Consider the following 24978-nt stretch of genomic DNA (forward strand, 5'->3'; position numbering starts at 1 on the left):
GAATACTGCATCTGGTGAATCGAGTAATGCTGTGGGTAATTCAAACATTGCATCAGGCGAGTCTGCTAGCGCTGTAGGTGATTCCAACAGAGCGCAAGGAAAGCAAAGTAGCGCATTCGGCTCTGATAATACTACAAATGGTGAGGCGAGCAGTGCTATTGGTGATTATAATCGGGCAATGGCTAGTTTAAGTAGCGCCATTGGTTCTAATAATATTGCATTGGCTGATTCTAGTAGTGCGGTAGGTAGAAGTAACACAGCGTCAGGGGATTCTAGTAGCGCATTTGGTAATTCAAACACTGCATTAGGTGGCTCAAGCAATGCAATAGGATCAAGTAATACTGCAAACGGTATGTTCTCCAACGCAATTGGTAGTCAAAATACTGTAAATGGTGTGTTTAGTACTGGTATCGGTTTTAATAACAATGTTACTCAAGGTGAAAGTGCTGGCTTAGGTATTAGTAATACTGTTTCTGGGAAATGGAGTAATGCAGTCGGTACTTATAATAAAGCAACAGGCACAGCAAGCTTTGCAGCGGGTTCACAAAACTTGGCAAAAGGTAGTGGTTCAACCGTTATGGGGGCAGCAAGCGGAATGTACTACGATCCGCAAGATGATAGTACTAAGCTCACCGCCATTAATGGAATACAAGTTCAAGCAACAGATTTAACCACTTCTTCGATTACTCAGATTGGTGATGTGAGTGTTACTTCTGATCAAGCTTTAGATTTTGAAAGAACTCTTCGAAATGGCGGTTCGATCGCATTTGGTGATCGTAGTGCTGCGATTGGTTCACATAATATTGCATTAGGTGGTCAAAGTGCGGCAGTGGGTTATGACAATCAGGCCTTGGGTGTAAATAGCACAAGTCTAGGTGCTTCAAACAAGGCAACAGGTGGTGTGTCCACTGCTGTGGGTTCAAATAATACAGCATCCGCTATTTATAGCAGTGTTTTTGGTAGTAGTAGTCAGGCTACAGCCTATGGTTCAACTGCGATAGGTCATAACTCCTTAGCTGATGAAGCGAATACGATTTCCGTTGGACGTAGTGGTGCAGAAAAACGGATTACCAATGTTGCAACACCAACTCAAGCAACAGATGCTGCTAATAAAGGCTATGTAGATACTGGTTTGGCTGCTAAAACCGATAAAACTGTATTTGATACATTAAATAGTAAAGTCAATGATGCAACGACAGGTTTAGATACGAAGGCATCAATGAATGCATTAACGACAGGTTTGTCTAATACATTAACTGATGCCAAAAGTTATGCAGATCAGAAGGATTTGGTTTTAGATGGCAAGATTACGACTAATGCAAATGAAATTGCTGCCTTACAGACAGGTCTGGGCAACATCTCAACTAATGCGGTGGTTTATGACAATGCCGCAAAAGAAACAATTACTTTAGCGGGTCAGAGTGGAACAAAACTGACCAATTTACAAGCGGGTGATATCAGTTCAAGCAGTTCTAAAGATGCAGTTACAGGTGGTCAGCTTTATACGACCAATCAAAATATCAACACACTATCAACGCAGTTCAATAGTAGCGCAAATCAATTAGCTTCTGTATTAGGTGGCGGAGCAGGATTCAATAATGGCGTATTTACATTACCGACCTTTACGATTCAGGGCACAAGCTATTCTAATATTGGTGCAACCTTTGGTGCTGTGAATAATGAATTAACCGCGTTAAAAGGTTCTATGAGTAACCTAAAAAATTATGTTGACCAGCAAGATGCCAAAACTTTATCTGATGCAAATGCCTACACGGATACACAAAGCTCAGGCACACTGGCAAATGCAAAATCTTATATTGACCAACAAGATGCAAAAAATCTAAACGATGCAAAATCTTATACAGATCAACAAACCTCACAATCTTTAAATGACTCAAAAAGTTACACCGATCAACAAACCACAACTGCATTGAATGATGCCAAAACTTATACCGACCAACAAACAACATCAACTTTAAATACGGCTAAATCCTATACTGATCAAAAAGTAGCAGATGCAGGACAATATATCAGTATTGGAGGAAATGGCGCTGGTGCAACTACAAGTTCAAATGCAACTGGCAAAAACTCAACAGCAATAGGACCAAACACTGTGGTTACAGGAAATAACTCAACCGCTGTGGGTGTGAGTAATACTGTTTCTGGTAATGGATCAGGTGCATTTGGAGATCCAAATACAGTCAGTGGTAACGGCAGTTATGTGGTTGGTAATGATAATACTGTCAAAGGGGATAATACCTTTGTGTTAGGTAATAACGTTAATACTGAAGCTAAAAATGCGGTGGTATTGGGTAATGACTCAACTTCAGATCGAGACAATACAGTTTCCGTTGGTTCAAGCACAAATCAGCGACAGGTTACTCATGTTGCAGCAGGTACGGCAGACACAGATGCTGTTAATGTTGCGCAAATGAACAAATCAAGTTCAGACACGCTTTCAAGCGCAAACAGCTATACAGATACTCGTTTTGCAGGTTTGGAAAGTACATTTAAAGATTATAGCTTGCAAACAGAACGCCGTTTTCAGGAGGTTGATAAACGTTTTGACCGTCAGGGGGCGATGAGTGCAGCGATGATGAATATGGCAACCAGTACAGCTGGATTACGTGGGCAGAACCGCATTGGGGTTGGCGCTGGTTTGCAAGGTGCGGAACAAGCTGTTGCAGTAGGCTATCAACGTATGATTAATGAAAATACCAGTTTGAGTATCAGCGGAGCACTCAGTAAAGAGGAAAGTTCGGGTGGTGTCGGTGTTGGTTTTAGTTGGTAAAGCAATGTTTTAAGCAGTATGAAAAACCAGGCTACAGTGACTGGTTTTTATTTAATATTAAATCGTCAAAAAATTGAAAATCTCGTAAAAATCACCAATTTCAGGGATGTTTCTAACTAAAAAAGCACTATACATTGAATTTAAGTTTTAACGTTAGTTAGAACTTAAATCTTTGTAACGCTAGAGGGAGAAATGTCACTTTATAATTATGATAACATTCTAATAACAGCATTATTTTAGACCAGTCTATTCCGCCAATATGACTGGTTTTCCTTTTTATTTTAGTAAATTTCAGAAAGTTCATTTTTTCGTCATACACTTGAGTAAACATAAAAGACAACGTTTTTGACTTGAAAAAGTTGGTCTTTTACACAATAGTTTAAGGGTATGTATTTTTAGGTTACGACGTTTTTTAAATTTAAAACGTCTAGGGCTTGAAAGTTTGAGTAAAGCGCTTTAAAACAGTGAAGAGAGCTATAACAAGGATTATTTATGAAGTTGTATTATTCACCTGGTGCATGTTCATTGGCTGCACATATTCTTTTGAATGAAATTAATGTTGATTTTGATCTGGAAAAGGTTGATTTAAAGACACATAAAACCGAAAAAGGCGCTGACTATTACGAGATCAATCCAAAAGGTTATGTGCCTGCACTTGAAATTACACCAGGATTGGTTCTCACTGAAAACGTTGCCGTGCTTCCTTTTATTGCGCAGCATGACCCAGCTCAGAATTTGATTCCACCATCAGGTCTAGGTCGTGCCAAAGTTTTGGAATGGTTAGGATATCTAAACTCAGAATTGCATGATGCTTATGCTGTATTCTTTGGTGGTGCATTAGATAACGAAGCAAAAGAAAAAGCTTATGCTGAAGTTGACCGATTATTGACTTATATCGATAAAGCCATCGCTGAGTCAGACCATGAATATCTAGTAGATGATGGCTTTGGGCCAGCCGATGCTTATTTATTCGTGCTTACAAACTGGTCAAATAGCATTGAACACGATTTAAGCCCTTATACCAATATTGTTGCTTTACGCAATAAAGTGGCCGAACGTCAATCAGTCAGTATTGCGATGCGTGATGAAGGTTTAATTGCTTAACTCCCTGATCGCATTTAACAAAAAAGCCTCAATGTGATTGAGGCTTTTTTTATTGAAATTCAGGTGGTTCTTTGAAATTTATTTGTTCTAACTTTAAATCATAATGCTGTTTTAAAGTGCGCCATTTAGTTTTTATCGGCTGCTGAACATCTTCAAACTCATTTTCACCTGATATTTCTTTTAATTTTCCTGTAGAGAAGTTAATACTGAGTGAGTTTTGTTCACCTGAAGCACGATGGAAACTCATTTGGTCAAAACCGATTAATTTTAAGGCGCGATCTTGGTATCGAAAGCTAAATGTATTGTGGGTGACATACCATGAACCACAGCTTAACCAGTAATGTAAATTTATTTTTAAAATACCTTTTGAAATAGTTACTCCACCATCTTCTAATGGATCTGCGAGACAAGGAGAGTCTGCATCATTCTCACTTGGCAATTGTTGATTCTTACTGATCGATTGATAGCCTTGTGTTGTTTTAAATAAAACTAATAAGATTCTAGGATTGATGTTAAGTTCAGGGCTTCCTAAACTATCATTGCTCAGAATATTTTTTGGATTATTCTCCACAATCACCAGAACAATATCCTCTAGACCATCACGATTTAAATCTCCTTTGACTGTTTCAAGTATTTTCCAGTTTTTAGGAATAAATTGTTGATATTGTGTTGGATTGGGATTGGCACGAACGCTGGTGGTAAAACTAAAACAACCCAAACTAAAAATAGCAAATATGGCTTTAAGCATATGAAAATACTCTTATTGTTTATTCTTGAAATAAAAAAGGATTCCGAAGAATCCTCTTAAAATACGTCTTATAGAAATATAGGCCTTATTTAAAGAAATAGCCAGTTTCAGGAGAGCTGGCATTGGCCATGCGTTTACGTGGCATACGTCCAGCTAGATAAGCTTCGCGACCTGCTTCAACAGCTTTTTTCATGGCAGAGGCCATCAATATTGGATGTTGTGCAGCGGCAATAGCGGTATTCATAAGTACGCCATCACAGCCTAACTCCATCGCAATGGCAGCATCACTTGCTGTTCCTACACCTGCGTCAACCAAAACAGGTACTTTGGCATTTTCTTTAATGATCGAAATGGTATGTGGGTTTAAAATCCCTAAGCCTGAACCAATCAAACTGCCTAAAGGCATAATCGCAACACAGCCCATACTTTCCAGTTCTTGTGCGACAATTGGATCATCAGAAGTATATACCATGATCTCAAAACCATCATCAATCAGCGTTTGAGCAGCTTTAAGTGTAGCCGTAATATTTGGATATAAGGTTTTTTCATCACCCAAAACTTCAAGTTTGACCAGATTATGACCATCAAGTAATTCACGTGCCAACATGCAGGTACGCACAGCACTCTCTGCATCGAAACAACCCGCAGTGTTGGGTAAAATGGTATATTTTTCAGGCGGAATGACGGAGAGTAAATTTGGCTGATCAGGATGTTGTCCAATATTTACCCGACGAATTGCTACCGTCACGATCTCAGCGCCACTGGCTTGGATCGCTAAATCAGTTTCATTGAGGTCTTTATACTTGCCTGTGCCTACGAGTAGGCGAGATTGAAATGTACGTGAACCGATGATTAAAGGTGAATCTTGCATGGCTTGCTCCGTTTAGCCGCCGCCAACAGCGTGAATAATTTCGATACGATCATGATCTGAAAGGGGAGATTGTTCCAGTTTACTTTTTGGAACGATTTGCTCGTTTTGTTCAACTGCAAATCGTTTACCTTCAAGCGCCAGTTCCTGAACCAGTTGCAATAAGTTATGGCAAGCGGTTTGTGTCAGCTCACCATTCAAATAAATTTGCATGTGTTTTTCCATTATTTCGCGTATTTTAGGGCATTCCACGCAAGAACTAACCAACCTAAAATCATAAATACTCCGCCAAGTGGAGTAATTAAACCGAGTCCACGCGGTAAGCCCAATGCCATGATATATAAAGAACCACAGAATAATAAAATACCGATTTGAATCAGAATAAAGGAGGCTTTAATTGAAAATTGAGGACTCGTTTTAGACAAAATACCTAGCGCAAGTAAACCTAATGCATGATAGAAAAAATATTGTGTTGCTGTTCCCCACCAGCCCAGTTGTTCTGGTGTAGCAAAAGCCTTAAGGCCGTGAGCGCCGAAGGCCCCCAATATAACAGCCAAAGCAAGATTAACAGCTGCGATTGCGATCCACATAAGCTGAAATACTTAAAAAAAGATCTAAACACCTTAGCATAAATCCTATGCGCTAAAAATACTTAAGACCAATAAAAAGAGGCAGATGCCTCTTTTTAAATCTGAAAAAATCTAACTTGCAGACATGGCGACTTTGATTTTTTCCATCGCATTTTTTTCAAGCTGACGAATACGCTCTGCGGAAACATTGTATTCAGCCGCAAGCTCATGCAAGGTCGATTTGTCATCGTCCAGCCAACGGCGCTGTAAAATATTACGTGAACGATCATCAAGCTGATTCATGGCTTCATATAAAGCAGAGCTACTTTGTTCTTCGTAGTCTTCATTTTCCACTAAACGAGCAGGGTCGTAACGGTTGTCTTCCAAATATAGTGCTGGTGCGACATGAGTTGAATCATCGTCGTCATCACCTTGTGCTTCAAATGCAGCATCATAAGCCGTTAAACGACCTTCCATTTCTAGCACTTGCTCAGGTGTGACATTTAAGTCAACGGCAATCGCTTTAGCTTCTTCAAGTGTTAACTTTTTGCTCGACTTTTTCAGACTACGCAAATTAAAAAATAATTTACGTTGTGCTTTGGTCGTGGCAATTTTAACAATACGCCAGTTACGAATCACATATTCGTGAATTTCAGCTTTGATCCAGTGAACGGCAAATGAAACCAAACGCACACCCATATTCGGGTCAAAACGCTTAACTGCTTTCATCAGACCGAGATTGCCTTCTTGAATCAGGTCACCCTGCGGTAAACCATAACCCGCATAGCTGCGTGCGATGTGGACGACAAATCGCAAATGCGACATCACCAACATTTTCGCCGCATCCAGATCCTGATCATAATAATAACGCTCAGCCAGTTCTTTTTCTTGCTCAGCGGTCAAAATTGGAATTTGATTAACAGTGCTGATGTAAGCACCGAGATTTACACCGGGCGCAGATAAGGACAGGGGCATCAATTGATTGCTGCTGTCACTCATGAGTTCTCCTTATAGGATGATGGTATAACCAATGATTTCATCTTAATGCGAAGCAAGTTCATAATTAAGGAAAATTGGGTAGAGAAATGTAAAATTTTATACACGAGTTAATCTAAATATCAAAACGATATATTTAGGATTCAATCAAATAATGAAATTCGTGCTCAGATACTCTGATGAGCTGGCAACTAAGCTGATGTAGTTCGCAATAACGTAATACATCAATTTCACTATGAGGGTCAGAAGATTTCAAAAGCAAAACCTGATGATCTGCCTTTTTTAAATGACGTTTAAGCAGCAGCAGCGGCATTGGGCATGGCTGACCAATTGCATTAATTTCAGTAGCGGGAATGGGGTTTGAATCACTCATCCGTAAAAATATTTAGCGACATTTATGAATAATAATTTTATCAAATATTTGCACGAATGTGCAAAAAGTCGCGCGCTATAGGCAGTATAGATTTTATCAATGGTAAAATTTTTGTGGGAGAGTTTAAAAAATAATCAACAATTAATATGGAATTATCTAAAAAATTTCTATTAATTGTCATAAACCCGTGTTAAGCTCGAAGCGTTTTAGGATTAACCAGTATAACAAATCATTGTTTTACTAAACCTATAACAAATGGATGTAACCGGAAATTGTTGATAGTTTTACAGAATGATTACAAGCTTTGAAATAATAACGAATTTTAAACTTGTTTGCTCTGCTGTTTGCAACACCGGAAGGTCCTTTATTTTCACTTCTGAGGATTGACTTATGACAGCTCGCGAACAAGGCGTTGTTAAATGGTTTAACGACACTAAGGGTTTTGGCTTCATTCAACGTAATGGCGGCGACGACGTATTTGTACATTTTCGTGCAATTATGGGTGACGGACATCGTTCGTTACGTGATGGCCAACGCGTTGAGTTTAGCGTTGTGCAAGGACAAAAAGGTTTTCAGGCTGAGAATGTACAGCCTTTAGACTAATCAACATGTTGTCATGTTGAATAACGCCTCAATTTTTTAATTGGGGCGTTTTTGTTTTATACTATCGCTCTCATCAGAGTGATTAACAGTTAGAGCACGAGTATATGGTATCTGGTTTTGAAACCTTGAATCTACATCCGCAACTTAAAAAAGCGATTGATGCATTAGGGTTTAAGCAAATGACCCCAATTCAGCAAAAGGTTTTAACATATACACTGGCAGGGCACGATGCTATTGGTCGCGCGCAGACAGGAACGGGTAAAACGGCAGCATTTTTGGTCAGTATCATCAATGATTTGCTCAATAATCCGATTCAGGAACAACGCTATCGTGGTGAGCCTCGCGCTTTGATTCTTGCGCCGACTCGTGAACTGGCATTGCAAATTGAAAGTGATGCTAAAGAACTGACCAAATTTACAGATTTAAAATTACTCACCTTGGTTGGCGGTGTGGATTTCGACAAGCAAAAGAAACCATTGAATGCGAATTTTTTGGATATTCTGGTCGCGACGCCTGGTCGTTTGATAGATTTTATTGAACAAAAAGAAATCTGGCTTGATCAAATCGAATTTTTGGTGATTGATGAAGCAGACCGTTTACTGGATATGGGTTTTATTCCTTCGGTAAAACGTATTGTGCGTTATTCGCCGCGTAAAGAGGAACGTCAGACTTTAATGTTTTCGGCTACCTTTAGCTATGATGTCCTGAATCTGGCACGTCAATGGTTATTCGAACCCGTGACTGTTGAAATTGAACCTGAACAAAAAACCAATAATGACGTTGAACAACGCGTTTATGTGGTGGAGAAAAAAGATAAATATCGTTTGCTCCAAGATATTTTACGTGATGAGCCCATCGATAAAGTCATGATTTTTGCCAATCGTCGAGATCAGGTGCGCCGTTTATATGATCATCTAAAAAAAGACGGCTATCGGGTGGGTATGTTGTCGGGCGAAATTGCGCAGGACAAACGTTTGAAAATGCTTGAGCAATTTAAGCAGGGTAAAAATAACATCATGATTGCAACGGATGTTGCAGGACGTGGTATTCATGTCGATGGTGTATCGCATGTGGTGAACTTTACTTTACCTGAGCAGTCTGATGATTATGTGCATCGTATCGGTCGAACAGGGCGAGCGGGTTCACAAGGCGTCAGTATTAGTTTTCTTTCTGAAGATGATGCGTTTTATTTGCCAGAAATTGAAAAAGCCATTGGTAAAAAGTTACCTTTAACTCGGTTGGAAGGTTATTGCTAGTTAATATTGCTTGAATGTTTATTTATAAAAAATGCGCTCAATATTTTTTAGAGCGCATTTTTTATTGTACATGAAAAACGAGCTGCTCGTTAAAGTTAGCTCGCCTTGCAATAAAAGGTAAGCGTGGTTTGGTAATCATCATCTTTAGCTAAAGACGCATTTTTCCCTGAAATAGAGCCGATAACACTGGCTGCTGCTTCAACCATTTTTCCAGTGTCTTCATCCACTACACCTTTGAGTACGCCGTTATAGTTGGTTTTCTCATCGACGACGATGGCTGTACTGCGTTTGCAGGTTTTATTGGCAGCATCAACCGCATTGTTTTTTGCAATTAAGTTTGTTTTTCCAACACCTGTCACTTCAAACTGATTATTTTCTTTTTGAATTGCTGCTGTGGAAGTCGGATTAGATGCACAAGCGGTCAGTAAAAGGGCTGACACAGTCAGTATGCTGGCGGTCATTTGTGTTTTCATAAACCAGTCCTTCTGAAATATTAAAAATGAACCATTTTAGTTGAACATAAAATTTTCTATTTATTTTGAGTATGTTGTATAGATTTTGATGGTTTTGTGCAGTATAGATGTCAAATTGGTGAAAACTGAATAAATGCCCAGATTGACATGGCAGAAATAAAAAAGAATATGCTAATCTAGTTTTGTTTTCTCTATTAGATCAATGTTCATGACGGATTTAGACGTAAATACGGTTCATCAAAATATTCATCAGCGTCAATCAATTGGGCATCTTGTTGAGCCTGCTCCTTCTTCGCAACAATTACAAAAAGCGTTCGAAGCTGCTCTGACTGCGCCAGATCACCATCGCCTCAAACCCACTCGATTCATTGTCATTCAACCCGAGCAACGTGCGAATTTTGGAGAAAGTTTATCTCAGGCACTGGCGGATTTGGGTGAAACTGATCCAGTTCAGCTTGATCGAGTTAAGCAACATCCTTTTCGCGCACCTTTGTTGGTCATTGCGGTTACTCAATTTCAGGATCATCCCAAAGTTCCATTGTTTGAACAGACCTTGAGTTCAGGTGCTGCGATTCAAAATTTTCTGCTGTCGTTACAAGTACAGGGCTTTGCGAGCATGTGGCGTTCGGGCGCAGTGGTAGAATCGACGTGGTTAAAGCATTATTTAGGATTGGCTGATCGTGATTTGATCTCAGGCATTATTTACATTGGTACTGCTGCAAAAGCAATTGCGCCACGTGCAGAAGTGGTTATAAGCGATTTCGTCACGAATTGGCAGTCTTAACAAGAATATATGGGTGTTGTAGGAATAAAAAACGTATGACGGAATTAAATTTTTCAGACTTGGTTAAGCCAGCTGAAGTGGATAAAAAAACAGCGCTCAGAATTACCGTATTAGGTGGTGGTAGTTTTGGTACTGCAATGGCAAATCTCGCTGTACGCAATGGTTGCGATACTATGATCTGGATTCGTGATCAGGATGCCGCAGATGATATTAATCGCAGTCATATCAATAAGCGTTATTTACCAGATTTTAATTTAGAAACGGGTTTACGTGCAGTCTGTGATATCGAAGAGGCTGTTTGTGATCGTGATATTATTTTGGTTGCGATACCAAGCCATTCTTTCCGTAATGTGCTTAAACAAATTTCACCCTTTATTACTTCACAGGCGGTTGTTTCGCTGACCAAGGGAATTGAAGCCGATACGTTCAGCTTTATGAGCGATATTATTCGGGAAGAATTACCAGAAGTTCCCTACGGCGTGCTTTCTGGGCCAAATCTTGCCAAAGAAATTATGGCGGGTATGCCTTCAGGCACAGTGATTGCCAGTCACTCTGAACTGGTGCGTTATGCTGTACAGCATGCTTTACATAGTGCTTTATTTCGTGTTTTTGGTAGCGATGATGTACATGGCGTAGAACTGGGGGGGGCACTGAAAAATATTTATGCGGTCGCGATGGGGATGGCGGTAGCTTATAATATTGGTGAAAATACCAAAAGTATGATCATCACGCGTGCTTTGGCAGAAATGAGCCGTTTTGCTGTAGAATTGGGTGCAAATCCTTTGACATTTTTGGGTTTGTCGGGCGTAGGTGATCTGTTTGCGACTTGTAACAGTCCACTCAGTCGTAATTATCAAATTGGTTATGCTTTAGGTTCTGGTAAAACGCTGGAACAGGCGACTAAAGAACTTGGACAAACGGCGGAAGGCATCAATACCATTGTGCAGGTGCGTAAGCGTGCTCAAGAACTTGATGTATATATGCCAATCACCAATGCTTTGTATGAAGTGATCTTTGAGAATGCGCCAGCTTTAAATATTGCACTTGCGCTTATGAAGAATGGGCATCGTAGTGATGTTGAGTTTGTACTGCCGCATCATGAAGTGTAATAGCCTGTTTATAAAAACTGTCATAAAGACTTGTTATCATAAAGAAAGATTAAAAAGGAATGGTTATGCAACTGACTTTAGTTCGTCATGGAGAGGCAGCTCCTCCTGTAGATGGTAATGATGCCAAGCGACCATTGACTGCATTGGGCCATGCTCAGGCTGAACAAACGGCACAATATCTTAACGGGATTGTAAGCCCCGAAGTTTTTGTCGTGAGCCCTTTACTGCGTGCGCAAGAAACGCTTGGTCATATTCAGGCATATTTTCCTGAAGTTCCTGTTTTACTTTGTGATAAGATCAAACCAGATGATGATGCAGAAGATGCGATAGACTGGCTATCCCAACTTCCATTTGAATCTGTTGTTGTGGTGTGTCATATGAATGTTGTGGGGCATATTGCTGAACAGCTTACACATGAGAACTTTAATCCCTTTGCTTTGGCTGAAGCACGTATTTATCGCCAAAGTGTGATTGCCAACGGATTGTCAACACAAGAACATAGTTTTATACCTACGCTATAATGAAAACACGGTACTTATAATTTATGCTGTATTTATGGATGCCTGAAGCCAATGGGGCTTGGTTTTGGTCAACAGGTGAAAATTGGTTACAGGCTTCCAGCCTTGAGCAGCTGATTCATGATTTGCAACCGCATCAAGGAGAAGAGACCGTTGTTTTCTTTTCCAGTCGTCATATTCAGATTTTGCAACAACAGATCACCAAAGCTCATGTGAAGCAATTGGGGGCAGATGGGATTAAATATCTCATGGAAGAATATGTCACTATGCCGATTGATCACATGCGAGTGGTTCACCATTTTGAATCGCCAGATCAATTGACAATCTTGGCCGTTGCACAAAATTTAGTTGAAACATGGCAGCATGCGTTGAACTTGCTGCCGATCAAACTGGTCGCTTTATTGCCTGATTTTCTGATTGTGCCTGAACCTGAACAGAATAAAGTCAATTTGGTCCATTTGCATGGGCAGATTTTGGTACGTGAAAATCGTTATAAAGGTATGGTGATTGATGATCTTGAGGTTTATCTTGAATTTCAAGCCGCTGATACTTTTTATCATTATAGTAATCTGACCGCACAACAACTTGATCTGCTTGCAAATGTTTCTACGGCAGAAACCCGTGAACCTTTTGATTATCAGTTTCAAAAAATTCAAAAATCGAAGCAGCATCCATTCAATGTATTACCTAAAGCCAAAAATGAAAGCAAAGTCTCTGGTTATTGGAAAGCATGTGTTGCTGTTTTCATCGCAGTATTGATTGTTCAGTTAAGTTATGATGCTTTACGTTGGTACAAATTAAAAAAGCTGGCGAACCAGACAGCGACACAGGCCGTAGATCAATATAAATATTGGTTTGGTGCTAATAGCCGGGTGACTGAGCAAAATATAAAAAGTATGTTTGAAAGCCAGTTGAGAATGAGCCAAAGCGGTGACACGACAGCTTTAAATCTATTAAGTAGAGTCGGACCCATTTTGATGCAGCGCCAAATTGTAGCGCAGCAAATAAGTTATAGCGCTTCATCTTTGAGCATGTCATTAAAAGCCAATTCTGCCAATGATTTGCAAAATTTAACGCAGCAGCTTAATCAACAAGGGTTTAAAGCAGAACTAGGAAATGTTCAGGCGGATGGTGCAGGCGCAATTGGGATGGTAAAAGTACAATAATGAACACGATAACTCGAATTCAGCAAGGCTTTGATCAAAAAGTCGAACGTATTATTGATGCTTTACAACGCATGTCTGCGCGTGAACGTTATATGGTGATTTTTGCCAGCATACTGGTGGTCGTTGCATTGGTGGGTTTTTCACTTTGGAAAATGCACAGTCTGGCCGATCAGCAACAAAAGCGAGTCAATGAGTTTAAAGATTTAATGGTCTGGATGCAAAGCAATGCAGTGACCATGAAACCTGCTTCAGAAAGTCAATTGAGTTTAGCTGAGAAAGTTCAGCGAGTGTCACAGCAGCAGGGCTTAACAGTGTCATCTCAGCAAATGGGAGATCAATTGCAAATTGTCGCAGAACATCAAAATTATGCGGTTTTAGCGAATTTTATAACGCAGCTTGCACAAATGGGCCTGTCAATTGAAAAAATGGAGATGGTGTCGAGTAATAATCAGATTAAATTAACGGCTACAGTACAATAAGGTCTCAAAATAAAAGGCTTGCAAGCATGGTGTTTTATCTGCGCTATGCCTATAATATGCCTACCTGAAAAAGCAGTAGACTTTGATTGATATGTTATATTCGCTTGCTCGCCCAATGTTGTTCTCCTTGTCACCCGAGCGTGCCCATGAACTTACCTTATCACTTCTGAAGTCCGCCCATAAAATTGGATTAGCGCGTCAGCATATTGCACCAAAACCTGTGACTTGTATGGGTATTGAATTCCCTAATCCTGTAGGTCTTGCAGCAGGTCTGGATAAAAATGGCGCTTATATTGATGCATTGGCAGCTATGGGGTTTGGTTTTATTGAAATAGGCACCATTACTCCGCGTCCACAAGCTGGAAATCCACAGCCACGATTATTCCGTATCCCAGAGGCAAAAGCCATTATTAACCGTATGGGGTTTAATAATGATGGGGTGGATCAGTTGATTGAAAATGTCAAATCGTCAAAATTTAAAGGCATTTTAGGGATTAATATTGGTAAGAATGCGGATACGCCAGTTGAAAATGCAGTCGATGATTATTTGATTTGTCTGGAAAAAGTTTATCATTACGCATCGTATATTACGGTCAATATTTCTTCGCCAAATACCAAAAATCTACGTAGCTTGCAAAGTGGTGATGCGCTCACCGAGCTGCTGGAAACGCTGAAACAACGCCAATTAGAACTAGCAGAACAGTATCATCACTATGTTCCGTTAGTACTTAAAGTTGCACCTGATTTAACTGAAGAAGATATCGAATTTATCGCAAATCAATTATTACAGTTTAAAATTGATGGCTTGATTGTGACCAATACCACTTTGTCTCGTGTAGGCGTGGAAAGTTTGCCTTATGGGAATGAGGCGGGTGGTTTATCTGGTGCACCTGTGTTTGAAAAAAGTACAGAATGCTTACGTCAGTTTGCAAAACGTTTGAATGGTCAAATTCCTTTGATTGGTGTTGGTGGAATCACCAAAGGTGAACATGCGCTTGCAAAAAAAGATGCGGGTGCTAGCCTTGTACAAATTTATAGTGGCCTCATATATACAGGTCCAAGCCTAATTAAAGATTGCGTGAGTGCTTTCAACTAAGTGATGAATACACTGGATATCATTATTCTGATACTCCTGCTCATTGGAGGGCTAAACGGTTTGCGACAAGGATTCGTAAAAGCCTTTGCGAACTTGATTGGTTGGATATTGGCACTAATTATGGGTGCGAAATATGCCAGCTTTTTGGCGCCAAGCATGGGGGTGTTAAGTCATGATCCCGTTGTCCAAAAGATTGCGGCATTTGCATTTATTGTTCTGATGATTATTGTCCTTACGTGGATTGTGACAGCTATACTCAATTTGATACTTAAAAGTATGAGTCTCGGTCCATTAAATCGTTTGGCTGGTGGTGCTTTTGGGACATTAAAAGGCTTGTTGATTGTACTGGTGACCATGCAAGGTCTTGGTCCGTGGGTCGAAAGCTCTCCACATTGGAAACAGTCCAAATTTGTTCAAGTCTTACTGCCTTATGCGCCGTTAGCAACCGAATTATCGAAAGATGCTGCTAATGAAGCATTACAACATGTGACATCGGAAGGGAGTTTATTTCATCGCCCTTCACATGAGGTGGCTGAGTCTGATTTAGACAAAGATCAGTCCAGTCATTCAACCCAAAATCCTTTTTATTAATCCTAGCCCGTCTGCGAGGTTGCTATGTGTGGAGTAGTTGGTATAGCTGGTAAAGCACCCGTTAACCAAATGTTGTTTGATGCATTAACGATGTTGCAGCATCGTGGACAGGATGCAGCTGGGATCGTGACTTGTCATAATGGTCGTCTTTTCCTGCGTAAAGACAATGGTATGGTGCGTGATGTATTTCATACTCGTCATATGCGTGCATTGATTGGTAACTATGGGATTGGTCATGTGCGTTACCCGACTGCGGGTTCGGCAAGTAGTGCTGAAGCACAGCCATTTTATGTAAACTCTCCATATGGGATTACACTGGCACATAACGGCAACCTGACCAATGCTTCTGATATTCATGATGACCTGTTTAAAACAGATTTGCGCCACATGAATACCGACTCTGATTCTGAAGTTCTGCTCAATGTATTTGCCCATGAGCTACAAAAAAGTGGCACTTTAAATCCAACCGCAGAAGATGTGTTTCATGCAGTGAAGCGCGTGCATGAGCGCTGTAAAGGTGCTTATGGTGTGGTTGCCATGATCACGGGGCATGGTTTGGTGGGTTTTCGTGATCCAAATGGTATTCGTCCACTGATTTATGGTTCGCGTGAAACGGAACTGGGCACTGAATATATTATTGCTTCTGAATCAGTTGCGATTACCGCACTTGGCTTTAAGATTGAGCGCGATATTCAGCCAGGTGAAGCAATTTTCATTAATGACCAAGGTGAGCTTTTCACTCAGCAATGTGCTGCTGAACCAAAGCATCGTCCATGTATTTTTGAATATGTGTATTTTGCGCGTCCAGATGCAATTATCGATGGAATCTCAGTCTATAAAGCCCGTTTAAAAATGGGTGAAAAACTGGCGCATAAAATTTTGCGTGAATGGGGTGAGGAACACGATATTGATGTCGTGATTCCAATTCCAGATACCAGCCGTACTTCTGCACTTGAACTGGCGAATATTTTGGGTGTGAAATTCCGCGAGGGTTTCATGAAAAACCGTTATATCGGTCGTACCTTTATTATGCCAGGTCAACAGCAACGTAAAAAATCAGTACGTCAAAAACTCAATCCAGTTGAGCTTGAGTTTAAAGGCAAAAATGTACTGCTTGTGGATGACTCGATTGTTCGTGGTACCACGTGTAATGAAATCATTCAAATGGCGCGTGATTCAGGTGCCAAGAAAGTTTATTTCGCTTCTGCTGCACCTATGGTGAAATATCCAAATGTCTATGGTATTGATATGCCAGCAAAAACTGAGTTAATTGCGTCACAACGCAGTGTTGAAGAGATTCAGGACATTATTGGTGCTGATCGTTTGATCTTTCAGGATTTGGAAGATTTAAAAAATGCAGTTCGTACGAGCAAGGTACCTGATTTGACTGAGTTTGATAGTTCGGTCTTTGATGGTATTTATGTGACGGGTGGCATCGATCAGGCTTATTTACAAAACCTAGAGCGTAAGCGTAATGATTCAGCCAAAAGTACAGATGGTTATATAGATGTCAATATTGATGCTGCTTCCGTTGATTTAACAGGAATCAAAGAAGAGTTATAATATAAATTCTGTGGGAAAAAGCGGGTTTTTCCCGCTTTTTTCATTTATGATGAGGCAACAATGTAATCAGGACATATTTACATTGAAAGAAGTCAGTCATTATCTCGTTGAAAATAAAAATATGATGTGGTCGGCAAGCATGTGCGTGGTCGCGATGCTGCTGACAATGTTCATCTTAAATACCACGCTTGGACTTTTGGTTCACTATTTTGATTATAGTCAGTCTATTTTTTGGCATAGCCTCAGTCCTTATTTGATTATTTTATTGTTTTTTATTGTGGTAAGTTCCGCCATTTACGAACTCTATATTTTTCGAGAAGGCGGACATTCTTTAGCAAAGCAATTAAAAGGTCGTCGTTTAGATTTATTGGAAAGTACGCCAGAAGAAAGTGTCGCCCTTAAAATTTCTCAACGTTTGGCAAAAAAGTTTCAAATTGAAACGCCAGTATTATATGTTTTGCCAGATGAAGTTGGAGTCAATGCCTTAACTGCAGGATTTGATCAGCGCAATGTGGTCATTATCATGACGTGGGGAGCATTGCAAAATCTGGATGAAGTTGAATTATATGGTTTGCTGAGCCATGAATTTAATCAGATTTTATCGGGTGAAGCGGTAGAAAATACTAAACTTAAAATCTTATATAGTGGTTTGATTACTTTTAGCCAACTAGGTAGTCGAATTGCAAAACGAGGTTTTAAGCCTTATCAAAAAAATAAACATCGCAAATTTGAAACATTTTTTATTGCAGTCGGTGGGATTATTTGGCTATTAGGCAGTATGGGGGTACTGATTACACGTTTGATCAAATACTTAACTTTAAGTGGTCGAACTTTCCGTAATGACTATAAAACCATGCAACTTATTCAAAATAATGCCAATACTCAAACTTTACTTCGAATCTATGTTCATCATGCGGGCTCGCAAATTCATAGTGTATTTTCTGAATCTATTGCACATATGTGTTTTGCAAACTCATTAAGCCCACAAAGCTGGTTGAATATTCACCCGAGTATTGAAGATCGTATTTATGAACTTAATCCAACGATTTTGCAGGAGTTACAACTTGAGAATCTTAAAAAATTAAGAAATCGTCCGCTATTTAGTTTATTTCGTTCACTTGAAGAAATGGATGGTAATGTTCATACCCCGTGGATATCACCACAGCCATTACCATTATTGCGTTTATCACCCATTAGTTTTGCTTTAAATGATGCCATTAAGCCGCTTAAGGCTGAAATACGCCAAAGTATTAAGCGTCCTGAGTTAATCCAAAGAGCATTGCAGACAGCGACAGGATCGCGTGAAGTGATGGTTGCAATCTTGATGATTCGGCAATATCGTGAATTTCTTCCACAAAATGCCCAAGTTAGCCGCGCCATTGTGGATGCCTTGCTCTATTTGGATGGGCGTGTGCATGTTCAGATTTTTCATGAAGCCTGTCGTAATATTGGCTCACTTCCAGCCAGTATCGCACGACAGTTTTTAACTCGTTTGGCTTTAATTATTCAAGAAGACGGTGAAGTTGGTTTACTGGATGCTTTGCTTTTGGAGAAAGTGAAATTTGAGCTAAATCTGATGCCAGTCCATATGCCGACCTCGATTGAAGAAGTTAAACCACAAATCGTTCGTTTAATCGATGCATTGCTACATGTACAGCAAATTAATAGTCCCAATCAGCTTGAAGTGCGTGATCGTATTCTGAGCCATATTTTGACTTTGGAAGAAATGGTATGGTATGAAGAAATCTCGGATGAACCTATTGATCTGGCAGAAATTCTGAATGATTGTGCGGGTTTATTGCTACGTGACCGACTCAGTATATTGGGAATTGCCGAAATGTGTTTGTGGAGTGACCGTATTATCACCCAAGACGAACTGGATGTTTTAGAGTTGTTATATTGGCGATTTGGATTTGAGACTGGGGATATTGTCGATCAAATGCAAAAGAAAAATACCCTGATGATTATTTAAAAGACACTTAATCTCTGTTTCGATCAAAGCACTGAAAAAGCCTATAAAGCAGAGTAGAATAGCGTGGAAATAGAGGTAATAGTGTAAATATGACAGGGCAGCAGCGTAATATTTTGGCAGCAATGGGGGTGGATGTCTGGATTCCACGAGCAATGTTATGTCAAAAAAAACCGCCTGTTTGTTCTTGGCGCGATCAAATTCCCCCCGAAGATCATGTGGCTGTTGCTGTGGTCAATCAGCAAGTGCTAGACGCATCTCAAACAAAACCAGAGTTGACAAAACACATTGAGCCGATTGTTCAGTTAAAAGATAGACAACCACCTAAAGCAGTTGTTGAAATTGAACAGTCGACTCTGGAAACTCCTACGAGCATCTTGCCAAAAGATCAAACTGTTGTAGTCATGCAACAGGCTTTTACATTAGAAGCATATTGTCTTGATCAGGTCATTATTGTGGTTGAAAGTTCACAATTATCCAAACAGCAAAGACAACTCTGGACGAATATTCAATCTTCAGTATCGGGCTATTACCATGAATTAAAATGGCCATTACCGCTTGAAAACTTTCGTGACGGGCGGGGTGTACACGCTTATATTCAAGGCTTTTTAGATGCGTTGGCGCTGGATAAACGTATTTTGATTTTGGGACAACTGGACTTTATTTCTCACGCTCAGAGCATGCAACTTGCTAGTTTACAGGAAATGATTGATCAGCCTTTACTCAAACGCCGTCTATGGCAACTGATGTTAACCCAATAAAATTTCATTTCTTGATATGTTAGAGCATGGATTTCTTTCATAAATCCTTTTTATTTCTCCATATTGGAGAAGAAAAACGGGTTCAATAGTTAAAAGAAATCTAGTATATCTCTCACTTTAGATATTTAGCTTATTGAATAAGGATATGTAATGAAACAGAAAGTCGTCGTTTTTAGTCAAATTGATGCAACGGTTCTGGATCAACTTGAGCGCGATTATCATGTGGTGGTATTAAATCCCAAGCAAGGTGACATCAATGAGCAAATTCGTACAGAAGTCGTAGATGCTGATGCCATGATCGGCGCTGGACGTTTGTTAAATGAAACCAATCTGGCACCTGCACAACAATTAAAAATTATCTCAACCGTGAGTGTGGGCTATGATAATTATGATGTGGATTACCTCACAAAAAATAATATTTGGCTAGCCAATACGCCCCATGTATTGACAGAAACTACTGCGGATCTAGCTTTTACTTTGTTGGTCAGTGCTGCGCGTAAAGTCCCTGAACTAGATCAATGGACTAAGCAAGGTGAATGGAAGCGTACCGTCGGCCCTGCTCAATTTGGACAGGATATTTTTGGTAAAACACTCGGTATTATTGGACTAGGGAATATTGGTGCAGCAGTCGCACGACGCGGCTTTTATGGCTTTAATATGAATATTCTTTATCACAATCGCCGTGAAAAACTTGCATTGGCACAGCCTTTGAATGCACGTTATTGTGGTTTGGATGAACTTTTAAGTCAGTCAGATTTTGTTGTGGTTGCGGTGGATTTAAATCCTGAATCCAAAGCACTCATGGGTAAGGCGCAGTTTGAAAAAATGCAATCTCATGCCGTGTTCGTAAATATTGCACGTGGTTCAGTGGTGGATGAAGAAGCTCTAGTTCATGCCTTGCAGCAACAACAAATCTTTGCTGCAGGTCTTGATGTCCATCAAAAAGAACCATTACAGTCATCACCATTATTTAGTTTACCTAATGTGGTGACATTGCCGCATATTGGCTCTGCGACTGCCGAAACACGGTTAAAAATGGCTAAACTGGCACATAAGAATCTAGTCGATGCACTGGAGGGACGAACTCCACAATATCTTGTAAATGGCTAAATTTACTATAACACTTTATTGCAAATCCTTTGAGTTTCCAGTGTTATATTGGGGGTGCTGACGAAATTATTTTGATCAGTTATCCCTTATTTTTGATGAGAGATCATGATTTGAAACATGTGGCAACTGTTTTGACGTTATCTATGCTGACTGGAGTTGCGCACGCACATTCCGATTATTTCTATCAATCTGCCACTTCTCAGGTAGAAGTGCCTGAAATTGGTAGCGGTATCGGGTTGATCGATCAACAAAAAGAAAAAATGATTGGAGAAAAAGTTTACCGTCAGGTTCAAAGACAGTTGCCTATTTTGCATGATCCTTGGCTTGAGGATCAGTTTTTTCGAGTGTTCGCTCAAATACTCAGTCAGACGCAATTGGGTCAACCCATTGGAATGGTAGTAGTCAATGATCCACAAATTAATGCATTTGCTGTTCCGGGTGGACTATTTGCCTTAAATTCGGGTTTAATTGCGTCTGCGCACAATATTGATGAAGTTGCAGGGGTAATGGCGCATGAAATTGCCCATGTCAGTCAGCGACATTATAGTCGATCACAAGAAGCATTTAAGGGGCAGGGCTTATTAGCCCTTGCAGGGATTTTAGTGGGTGCTGCAATTGCTGCACAGACCAAATCGGATGCTGGTGCTGCGGTCATGTTAGGTACACAAGCCGCTTTGATGGACAATCAATTGACCTATAGTCGAAATCAGGAGCGCGAAGCAGACCGTATAGGTATGCAATATATGTATGCCGCGGGCTATAATCCACAAAGTATGGCTGATTTTTTTGAAACCATGAATCGTTCTACAAGTCGATTAAGCTATCTGCCTGATTTTTGGATGACGCATCCACTGACATCTGAGCGGATGAGTGAATCACGTTTACGTGCCAATCAGTTTCCTAAAGTGAAGTCCAAATTGTACGATCCTGATTTTCAGATTTTAAAATGGTATACCTTGGTTGAAACCAATCAGGTCACAGAACAATTATTGCAGATTCAAGTGAATCAAAATAACAAACCTGCTCAACTGGCAATGAGTGCTTTTTATAACAATCAGGGTGATTATGCCAAAGCGCAAACAATGCTCGATGGGGTAAAGACAACTTTCCCGAGCAATACACTGATTAGCATCTTACAGGCTGATATTTATTTAAATCAAAATAAATTAGAGGATGCATATCAGTCCATGATTAATATCCAGCGCACCATGCCCGAAAATCGTCCTTTAGCATATAAACTCGCTGAAATTCTGATTCGACAAGGTAAAAGTGCCGAAGCACAGACACTAGTACAACGATTTATCAATACCAATAATAAAGACATTGAAGGATGGCGATTACTACAACAAGCTGCCAATTCAGATATCAAATCACCGCTAAGAACCGTCAATGTCTTGCGTTATCGAGCTGAAGTAGAATATTGGTCTGGTTATGAGGAAAATGCGATAAAGTCGATGTTACATGCGCAACGTTTAGCAAAAGGCAATAATGCCATGAGCGCCAAGATTGAAGATCGTTTAAAACAAATGCAGTCAGAGCGGTTATTGAAAATCTAATTTAAATACAACTTTGGTTGATCTAAAAGCATCTTTCTATATGAAATTTACGTTGCAAAAAATATTTTAGCTATTAAGCTAACATCAGAAGCATCATATTGATTATAGTTATGAAAAAGTTCACATTATTGTTAAGTTTAGTGATTTTGGGGCAGTCAATTTTTGCGGCACCGCCTGAACGCTATATACGCTCAGTAGAAAAAATTTCGAATACTTATAATACGGATATGCGTAATTTTTTACGCTCACTCAATCCACAACAGACGCAGTTTACTCCAACACAACAAACGCAATTTTGTGGCATTGTGAATCAATATGTGCAAGATTTATATCAGGTTAATGATCAATATCGATCGGACTTACCGCTTTCTTATGCGAAAATGACAAAACAGGATTTTATTAATCAGGTGATGGCATCAAAAGAAATGCAAATTTTAAAGAAATATAATATTCAGTGTCATTTGCAGTAAATAAATACATTCAGAAAGAAATTTATAGTCGACTCATTTAATATGAATCTCATCAATCCATTCTAAAAATTGTATGTGAAATAGACAAGTGGCAAATCAAGCTAAATATCAATTAGCCTAGTTTTGCTTTAATTTTTGCAGATACTTGTGCAGGATCGGCACGTCCGGCTATGATCGGACGTAGAGAGTTCATCACCTTACCCATATCTTTCATGCTAGTAGCACCTTGAGCAGCAATCGTTTGCTCAATGAGAGAATCAAGCTCTTCCTCAGTCATAGCTTCTGGTAGAAATTGGGATAACACCTCAATTTCGGCTTGTTCTTTACTAGCTAAATCATCACGGCCTGCGCCTTCAAAGGCTTTGACCGATTCTTTACGCTGTTTAATTTGCTTTTCAATGACCGCAAGAACTTGCGAATCGTCAAGCTCTACGCGCTCATCGACTTCGATTTGCTTAATTGCTGCCTGTAAACCACGAATCACCGTTAACTTATTCATTTCTTTAGCACGCATAGTAGCTTTTAAAACTTCAGTTATTTGGTTCTTCAAAGTAGTCATTTAATTATCCAGACAGTCAATCACAAATTAATTAGTAAAGGCGAGTAGTACGTACAGATTCGCGTGCCAATTTCTTTTGGTAACGCTTAACAGCAGCAGCTTTTTTACGCTTACGTTCTTGAGTCGGTTTTTCGTAGAACTCGCGCTTACGAACGTCAGCTAAAACACCAGCTTTTTCGCATGAACGTTTGAAACGACGGATTGCTACGTCAACTGGTTCGCCTTCTTTCAACTTAACTTGTGGCATGTAAAATCCTCTAGATTATGGATAACATCGAGCGCAGGATTGCCCCGATGACAAGTGAAGGTCAGTATTTTACTCATTTACAACTGATATCACAAGTCTATAATAGCGTTGGCAGAATTTTAGTCGTAAAAATATAGGCATTTTAATGATTGTTTTAGGCTTGGAAACCTCTTGTGACGAAACTGGCTTGGCGATTTATGATAGCGAGCAAGGATTGCGTGGACAGGTGCTTTACAGTCAAATTAAACTCCATGCGGAATATGGCGGTGTGGTGCCAGAACTAGCCTCACGTGATCATGTACGTAAACTCATTCCATTATTGAACGAACTGCTTGCGCAAAGTCAAATCGATAAAAAAGACATTGATGCAGTCGCCTATACCCGTGGTCCAGGTTTAATGGGTGCGCTGATGACAGGTGCATTGTTTGGACGAACATTGGCGTTGGCATTGAATAAACCTGCGATAGGTGTGCATCACATGGAAGGGCATATGCTTGCGCCATTGTTATCTGCCACGCCGCCAGCGTTCCCTTTTGTGGCACTACTTGTATCTGGTGGTCATACCCAGCTAATGGCGGCTTATGGCATTGGTCAGTACGAACTACTTGGTGAATCTATTGATGATGCAGCAGGTGAAGCATTTGATAAAGTCGCAAAAATGATGGAGTTACCTTATCCCGGTGGGCCAAATATTGCAAAATTAGCCTTACAGGGAGATGCTCAAGCTTTTGATTTTCCGCGCCCCATGTTACATCAAGGATTGGACTTTTCATTTAGCGGTTTAAAAACAGCAGTTTCAGTTCAGCTAAAAAAATTGGGCGAAGAAAATCGTGATGCAGATATTGCGGCATCCTTTCAAGAAGCGATCGTGGATACTCTGGTTAAAAAATCCGTCAAAGCTTTAAAGCAAACGGGATTAAAACGATTGGTGATTGCAGGTGGTGTTAGTGCCAATCTGCGCTTACGTGAACAATTAGAAACGTCTTTGCAAAAGATTAAAGCCCAAGTCTATTATGCAGAACCCGCTTTATGTACCGATAATGGCGCCATGATCGCTTTTGCAGGGTATGAGCGTTTAAAAGCTGGACAACACGATGGGCTTGAAGTGACCACAACACCAAGATGGCCGATGACTGAGCTTAAAAATCCGAATGCAGTATAAGCACAGAAAAAGCATTTAAAAATAAAAGGGTACAATCTATGGACTGTACCCTTTTAT

Annotated in this window: 27 protein-coding genes; 18 read left to right on the forward strand and 9 right to left on the reverse strand. The window is 40.0% G+C overall.

What is annotated here, in order from left to right; all coding sequences use genetic code 11:
* The coding region (locus JR005_RS10500) for a YadA-like family protein (RefSeq protein WP_218665008.1) at window positions 1–2791 on the forward strand (2791 nt) is incomplete at its 5' end.
* 492 nt (window positions 2792–3283) lie between these two features.
* Window positions 3284–3895: a glutathione binding-like protein gene (locus JR005_RS10505; protein ID WP_005004719.1), complete on the forward strand. Its 612-nt coding sequence runs from the start codon at window positions 3284–3286 to the stop codon at window positions 3893–3895.
* A 49-nt stretch (window positions 3896–3944) separates the two neighbouring features.
* Here the strand turns inward: JR005_RS10505 and JR005_RS10510 are convergent, their stop codons facing one another.
* The 6 genes from JR005_RS10510 to JR005_RS10535 all read right to left on the reverse strand — a co-directional run bounded on the left by JR005_RS10510 (window position 3945) and on the right by JR005_RS10535 (window position 7449).
* Window positions 3945–4643 carry a hypothetical protein gene (locus tag JR005_RS10510; protein ID WP_151839149.1) on the reverse strand — a complete coding sequence of 233 codons (699 nt, stop codon included), beginning with the start codon at window positions 4641–4643 and terminating at the stop codon, window positions 3945–3947.
* Window positions 4644–4728: 85 nt separating this feature from the next.
* The gene (locus JR005_RS10515) at window positions 4729–5514 is read right to left on the reverse strand and encodes a thiazole synthase (protein ID WP_005004712.1); all 786 of its coding nucleotides are present in this window, start codon (window positions 5512–5514) and stop codon (window positions 4729–4731) included.
* Between the two features lie 12 nt (window positions 5515–5526).
* Entirely contained in the window at window positions 5527–5724 is a 198-nt protein-coding gene (thiS, locus tag JR005_RS10520; RefSeq protein ID WP_004998328.1) for a sulfur carrier protein ThiS, read from the reverse strand.
* Window positions 5725–5735: 11 nt separating this feature from the next.
* Window positions 5736–6101, reverse strand: coding sequence for a DUF423 domain-containing protein (locus JR005_RS10525; RefSeq protein WP_004998327.1), 366 nt, complete (start codon window positions 6099–6101; stop codon window positions 5736–5738).
* 111 nt (window positions 6102–6212) lie between these two features.
* The gene (gene rpoH, locus JR005_RS10530) at window positions 6213–7079 is read right to left on the reverse strand and encodes an RNA polymerase sigma factor RpoH (RefSeq protein WP_004988265.1); all 867 of its coding nucleotides are present in this window, start codon (window positions 7077–7079) and stop codon (window positions 6213–6215) included.
* Window positions 7080–7212: 133 nt separating this feature from the next.
* Window positions 7213–7449, reverse strand: a complete 237-nt coding sequence (locus JR005_RS10535; RefSeq protein WP_026039950.1) for a sulfurtransferase TusA family protein — start codon at window positions 7447–7449, stop codon at window positions 7213–7215.
* A gap of 390 nt (window positions 7450–7839) precedes the next feature.
* Between JR005_RS10535 and JR005_RS10540 the strand changes: the two genes are divergently transcribed.
* Both JR005_RS10540 and rhlB read left to right on the forward strand, forming a co-directional pair.
* Window positions 7840–8052, forward strand: a complete 213-nt coding sequence (locus JR005_RS10540; protein WP_004653893.1) for a cold-shock protein — start codon at window positions 7840–7842, stop codon at window positions 8050–8052.
* 104 nt (window positions 8053–8156) lie between these two features.
* Complete coding sequence (gene rhlB, locus JR005_RS10545) at window positions 8157–9308, forward strand: ATP-dependent RNA helicase RhlB (protein WP_004988257.1); 1152 nt, start codon at window positions 8157–8159, stop codon at window positions 9306–9308.
* Window positions 9309–9403: 95 nt separating this feature from the next.
* Here rhlB and JR005_RS10550 read toward each other — a convergent pair whose 3' ends face one another.
* On the reverse strand, window positions 9404–9781 hold the full coding sequence (locus tag JR005_RS10550; RefSeq protein ID WP_004988255.1) for a hypothetical protein: 378 nt from the start codon (window positions 9779–9781) through the stop codon (window positions 9404–9406).
* 208 nt (window positions 9782–9989) lie between these two features.
* Here JR005_RS10550 and JR005_RS10555 point away from each other — a divergent pair, with 208 nt between their 5' ends.
* The 13 genes from JR005_RS10555 (at window position 9990) to JR005_RS10615 (ending at window position 22953) form a co-directional block, all read left to right on the forward strand.
* The gene (locus JR005_RS10555; RefSeq protein ID WP_004988252.1) at window positions 9990–10565 is read left to right on the forward strand and encodes a nitroreductase; all 576 of its coding nucleotides are present in this window, start codon (window positions 9990–9992) and stop codon (window positions 10563–10565) included.
* A gap of 35 nt (window positions 10566–10600) precedes the next feature.
* Window positions 10601–11674, forward strand: coding sequence for an NAD(P)H-dependent glycerol-3-phosphate dehydrogenase (locus JR005_RS10560; protein ID WP_004988251.1), 1074 nt, complete (start codon window positions 10601–10603; stop codon window positions 11672–11674).
* A 65-nt stretch (window positions 11675–11739) separates the two neighbouring features.
* The gene (locus tag JR005_RS10565; RefSeq protein ID WP_004988250.1) at window positions 11740–12195 is read left to right on the forward strand and encodes a SixA phosphatase family protein; all 456 of its coding nucleotides are present in this window, start codon (window positions 11740–11742) and stop codon (window positions 12193–12195) included.
* Window positions 12196–12218: 23 nt separating this feature from the next.
* A complete protein-coding gene (gene gspL / locus JR005_RS10570) occupies window positions 12219–13358 on the forward strand; it encodes a type II secretion system protein GspL (RefSeq protein WP_004988249.1) in 1140 nt (379 codons plus the stop codon).
* Window positions 13358–13837, forward strand: a complete 480-nt coding sequence (gene gspM / locus JR005_RS10575; RefSeq protein WP_004988248.1) for a type II secretion system protein GspM — start codon at window positions 13358–13360, stop codon at window positions 13835–13837. Before gspL ends, gspM begins: the two co-directional genes overlap by 1 nt.
* Before the next feature lie 91 nt (window positions 13838–13928).
* Window positions 13929–14933 carry a quinone-dependent dihydroorotate dehydrogenase gene (locus tag JR005_RS10580; RefSeq protein ID WP_218665009.1) on the forward strand — a complete coding sequence of 335 codons (1005 nt, stop codon included), beginning with the start codon at window positions 13929–13931 and terminating at the stop codon, window positions 14931–14933.
* Between the two features lie 3 nt (window positions 14934–14936).
* On the forward strand, window positions 14937–15524 hold the full coding sequence (locus tag JR005_RS10585) for a CvpA family protein (protein WP_004988245.1): 588 nt from the start codon (window positions 14937–14939) through the stop codon (window positions 15522–15524).
* A 24-nt stretch (window positions 15525–15548) separates the two neighbouring features.
* Window positions 15549–17087 (forward strand): amidophosphoribosyltransferase, encoded by a 1539-nt coding sequence (gene purF / locus JR005_RS10590; protein ID WP_004988242.1) that lies wholly within the window; start codon window positions 15549–15551, stop codon window positions 17085–17087.
* A gap of 82 nt (window positions 17088–17169) precedes the next feature.
* Window positions 17170–19059, forward strand: a complete 1890-nt coding sequence (locus tag JR005_RS10595) for a M48 family metalloprotease (RefSeq protein ID WP_004988241.1) — start codon at window positions 17170–17172, stop codon at window positions 19057–19059.
* Between the two features lie 89 nt (window positions 19060–19148).
* Entirely contained in the window at window positions 19149–19817 is a 669-nt protein-coding gene (locus tag JR005_RS10600; RefSeq protein WP_004988238.1) for a hypothetical protein, read from the forward strand.
* Between the two features lie 150 nt (window positions 19818–19967).
* Window positions 19968–20927 (forward strand): 2-hydroxyacid dehydrogenase, encoded by a 960-nt coding sequence (locus JR005_RS10605; RefSeq protein ID WP_004988237.1) that lies wholly within the window; start codon window positions 19968–19970, stop codon window positions 20925–20927.
* 143 nt (window positions 20928–21070) lie between these two features.
* Window positions 21071–22483: a M48 family metalloprotease gene (locus JR005_RS10610; RefSeq protein WP_308464025.1), complete on the forward strand. Its 1413-nt coding sequence runs from the start codon at window positions 21071–21073 to the stop codon at window positions 22481–22483.
* Window positions 22484–22593: 110 nt separating this feature from the next.
* Window positions 22594–22953: a hypothetical protein gene (locus JR005_RS10615; protein WP_004988230.1), complete on the forward strand. Its 360-nt coding sequence runs from the start codon at window positions 22594–22596 to the stop codon at window positions 22951–22953.
* A 112-nt stretch (window positions 22954–23065) separates the two neighbouring features.
* Here the strand turns inward: JR005_RS10615 and JR005_RS10620 are convergent, their stop codons facing one another.
* Both JR005_RS10620 and rpsU read right to left on the reverse strand, forming a co-directional pair.
* Window positions 23066–23512 carry a GatB/YqeY domain-containing protein gene (locus JR005_RS10620; protein WP_004988228.1) on the reverse strand — a complete coding sequence of 149 codons (447 nt, stop codon included), beginning with the start codon at window positions 23510–23512 and terminating at the stop codon, window positions 23066–23068.
* 31 nt (window positions 23513–23543) lie between these two features.
* Complete coding sequence (gene rpsU / locus JR005_RS10625; RefSeq protein ID WP_001136722.1) at window positions 23544–23759, reverse strand: 30S ribosomal protein S21; 216 nt, start codon at window positions 23757–23759, stop codon at window positions 23544–23546.
* Between the two features lie 145 nt (window positions 23760–23904).
* On the opposite strand from rpsU, the gene tsaD reads away from it, so the two are divergent.
* A complete protein-coding gene (gene tsaD, locus JR005_RS10630) occupies window positions 23905–24921 on the forward strand; it encodes a tRNA (adenosine(37)-N6)-threonylcarbamoyltransferase complex transferase subunit TsaD (RefSeq protein WP_004988225.1) in 1017 nt (338 codons plus the stop codon).
* Window positions 24922–24978 lie beyond the last annotated feature (57 nt).

Source organism: Acinetobacter sp. Colony158, assembly GCF_019264745.1.
Lineage (GTDB): Bacteria > Pseudomonadota > Gammaproteobacteria > Pseudomonadales > Moraxellaceae > Acinetobacter > Acinetobacter ursingii.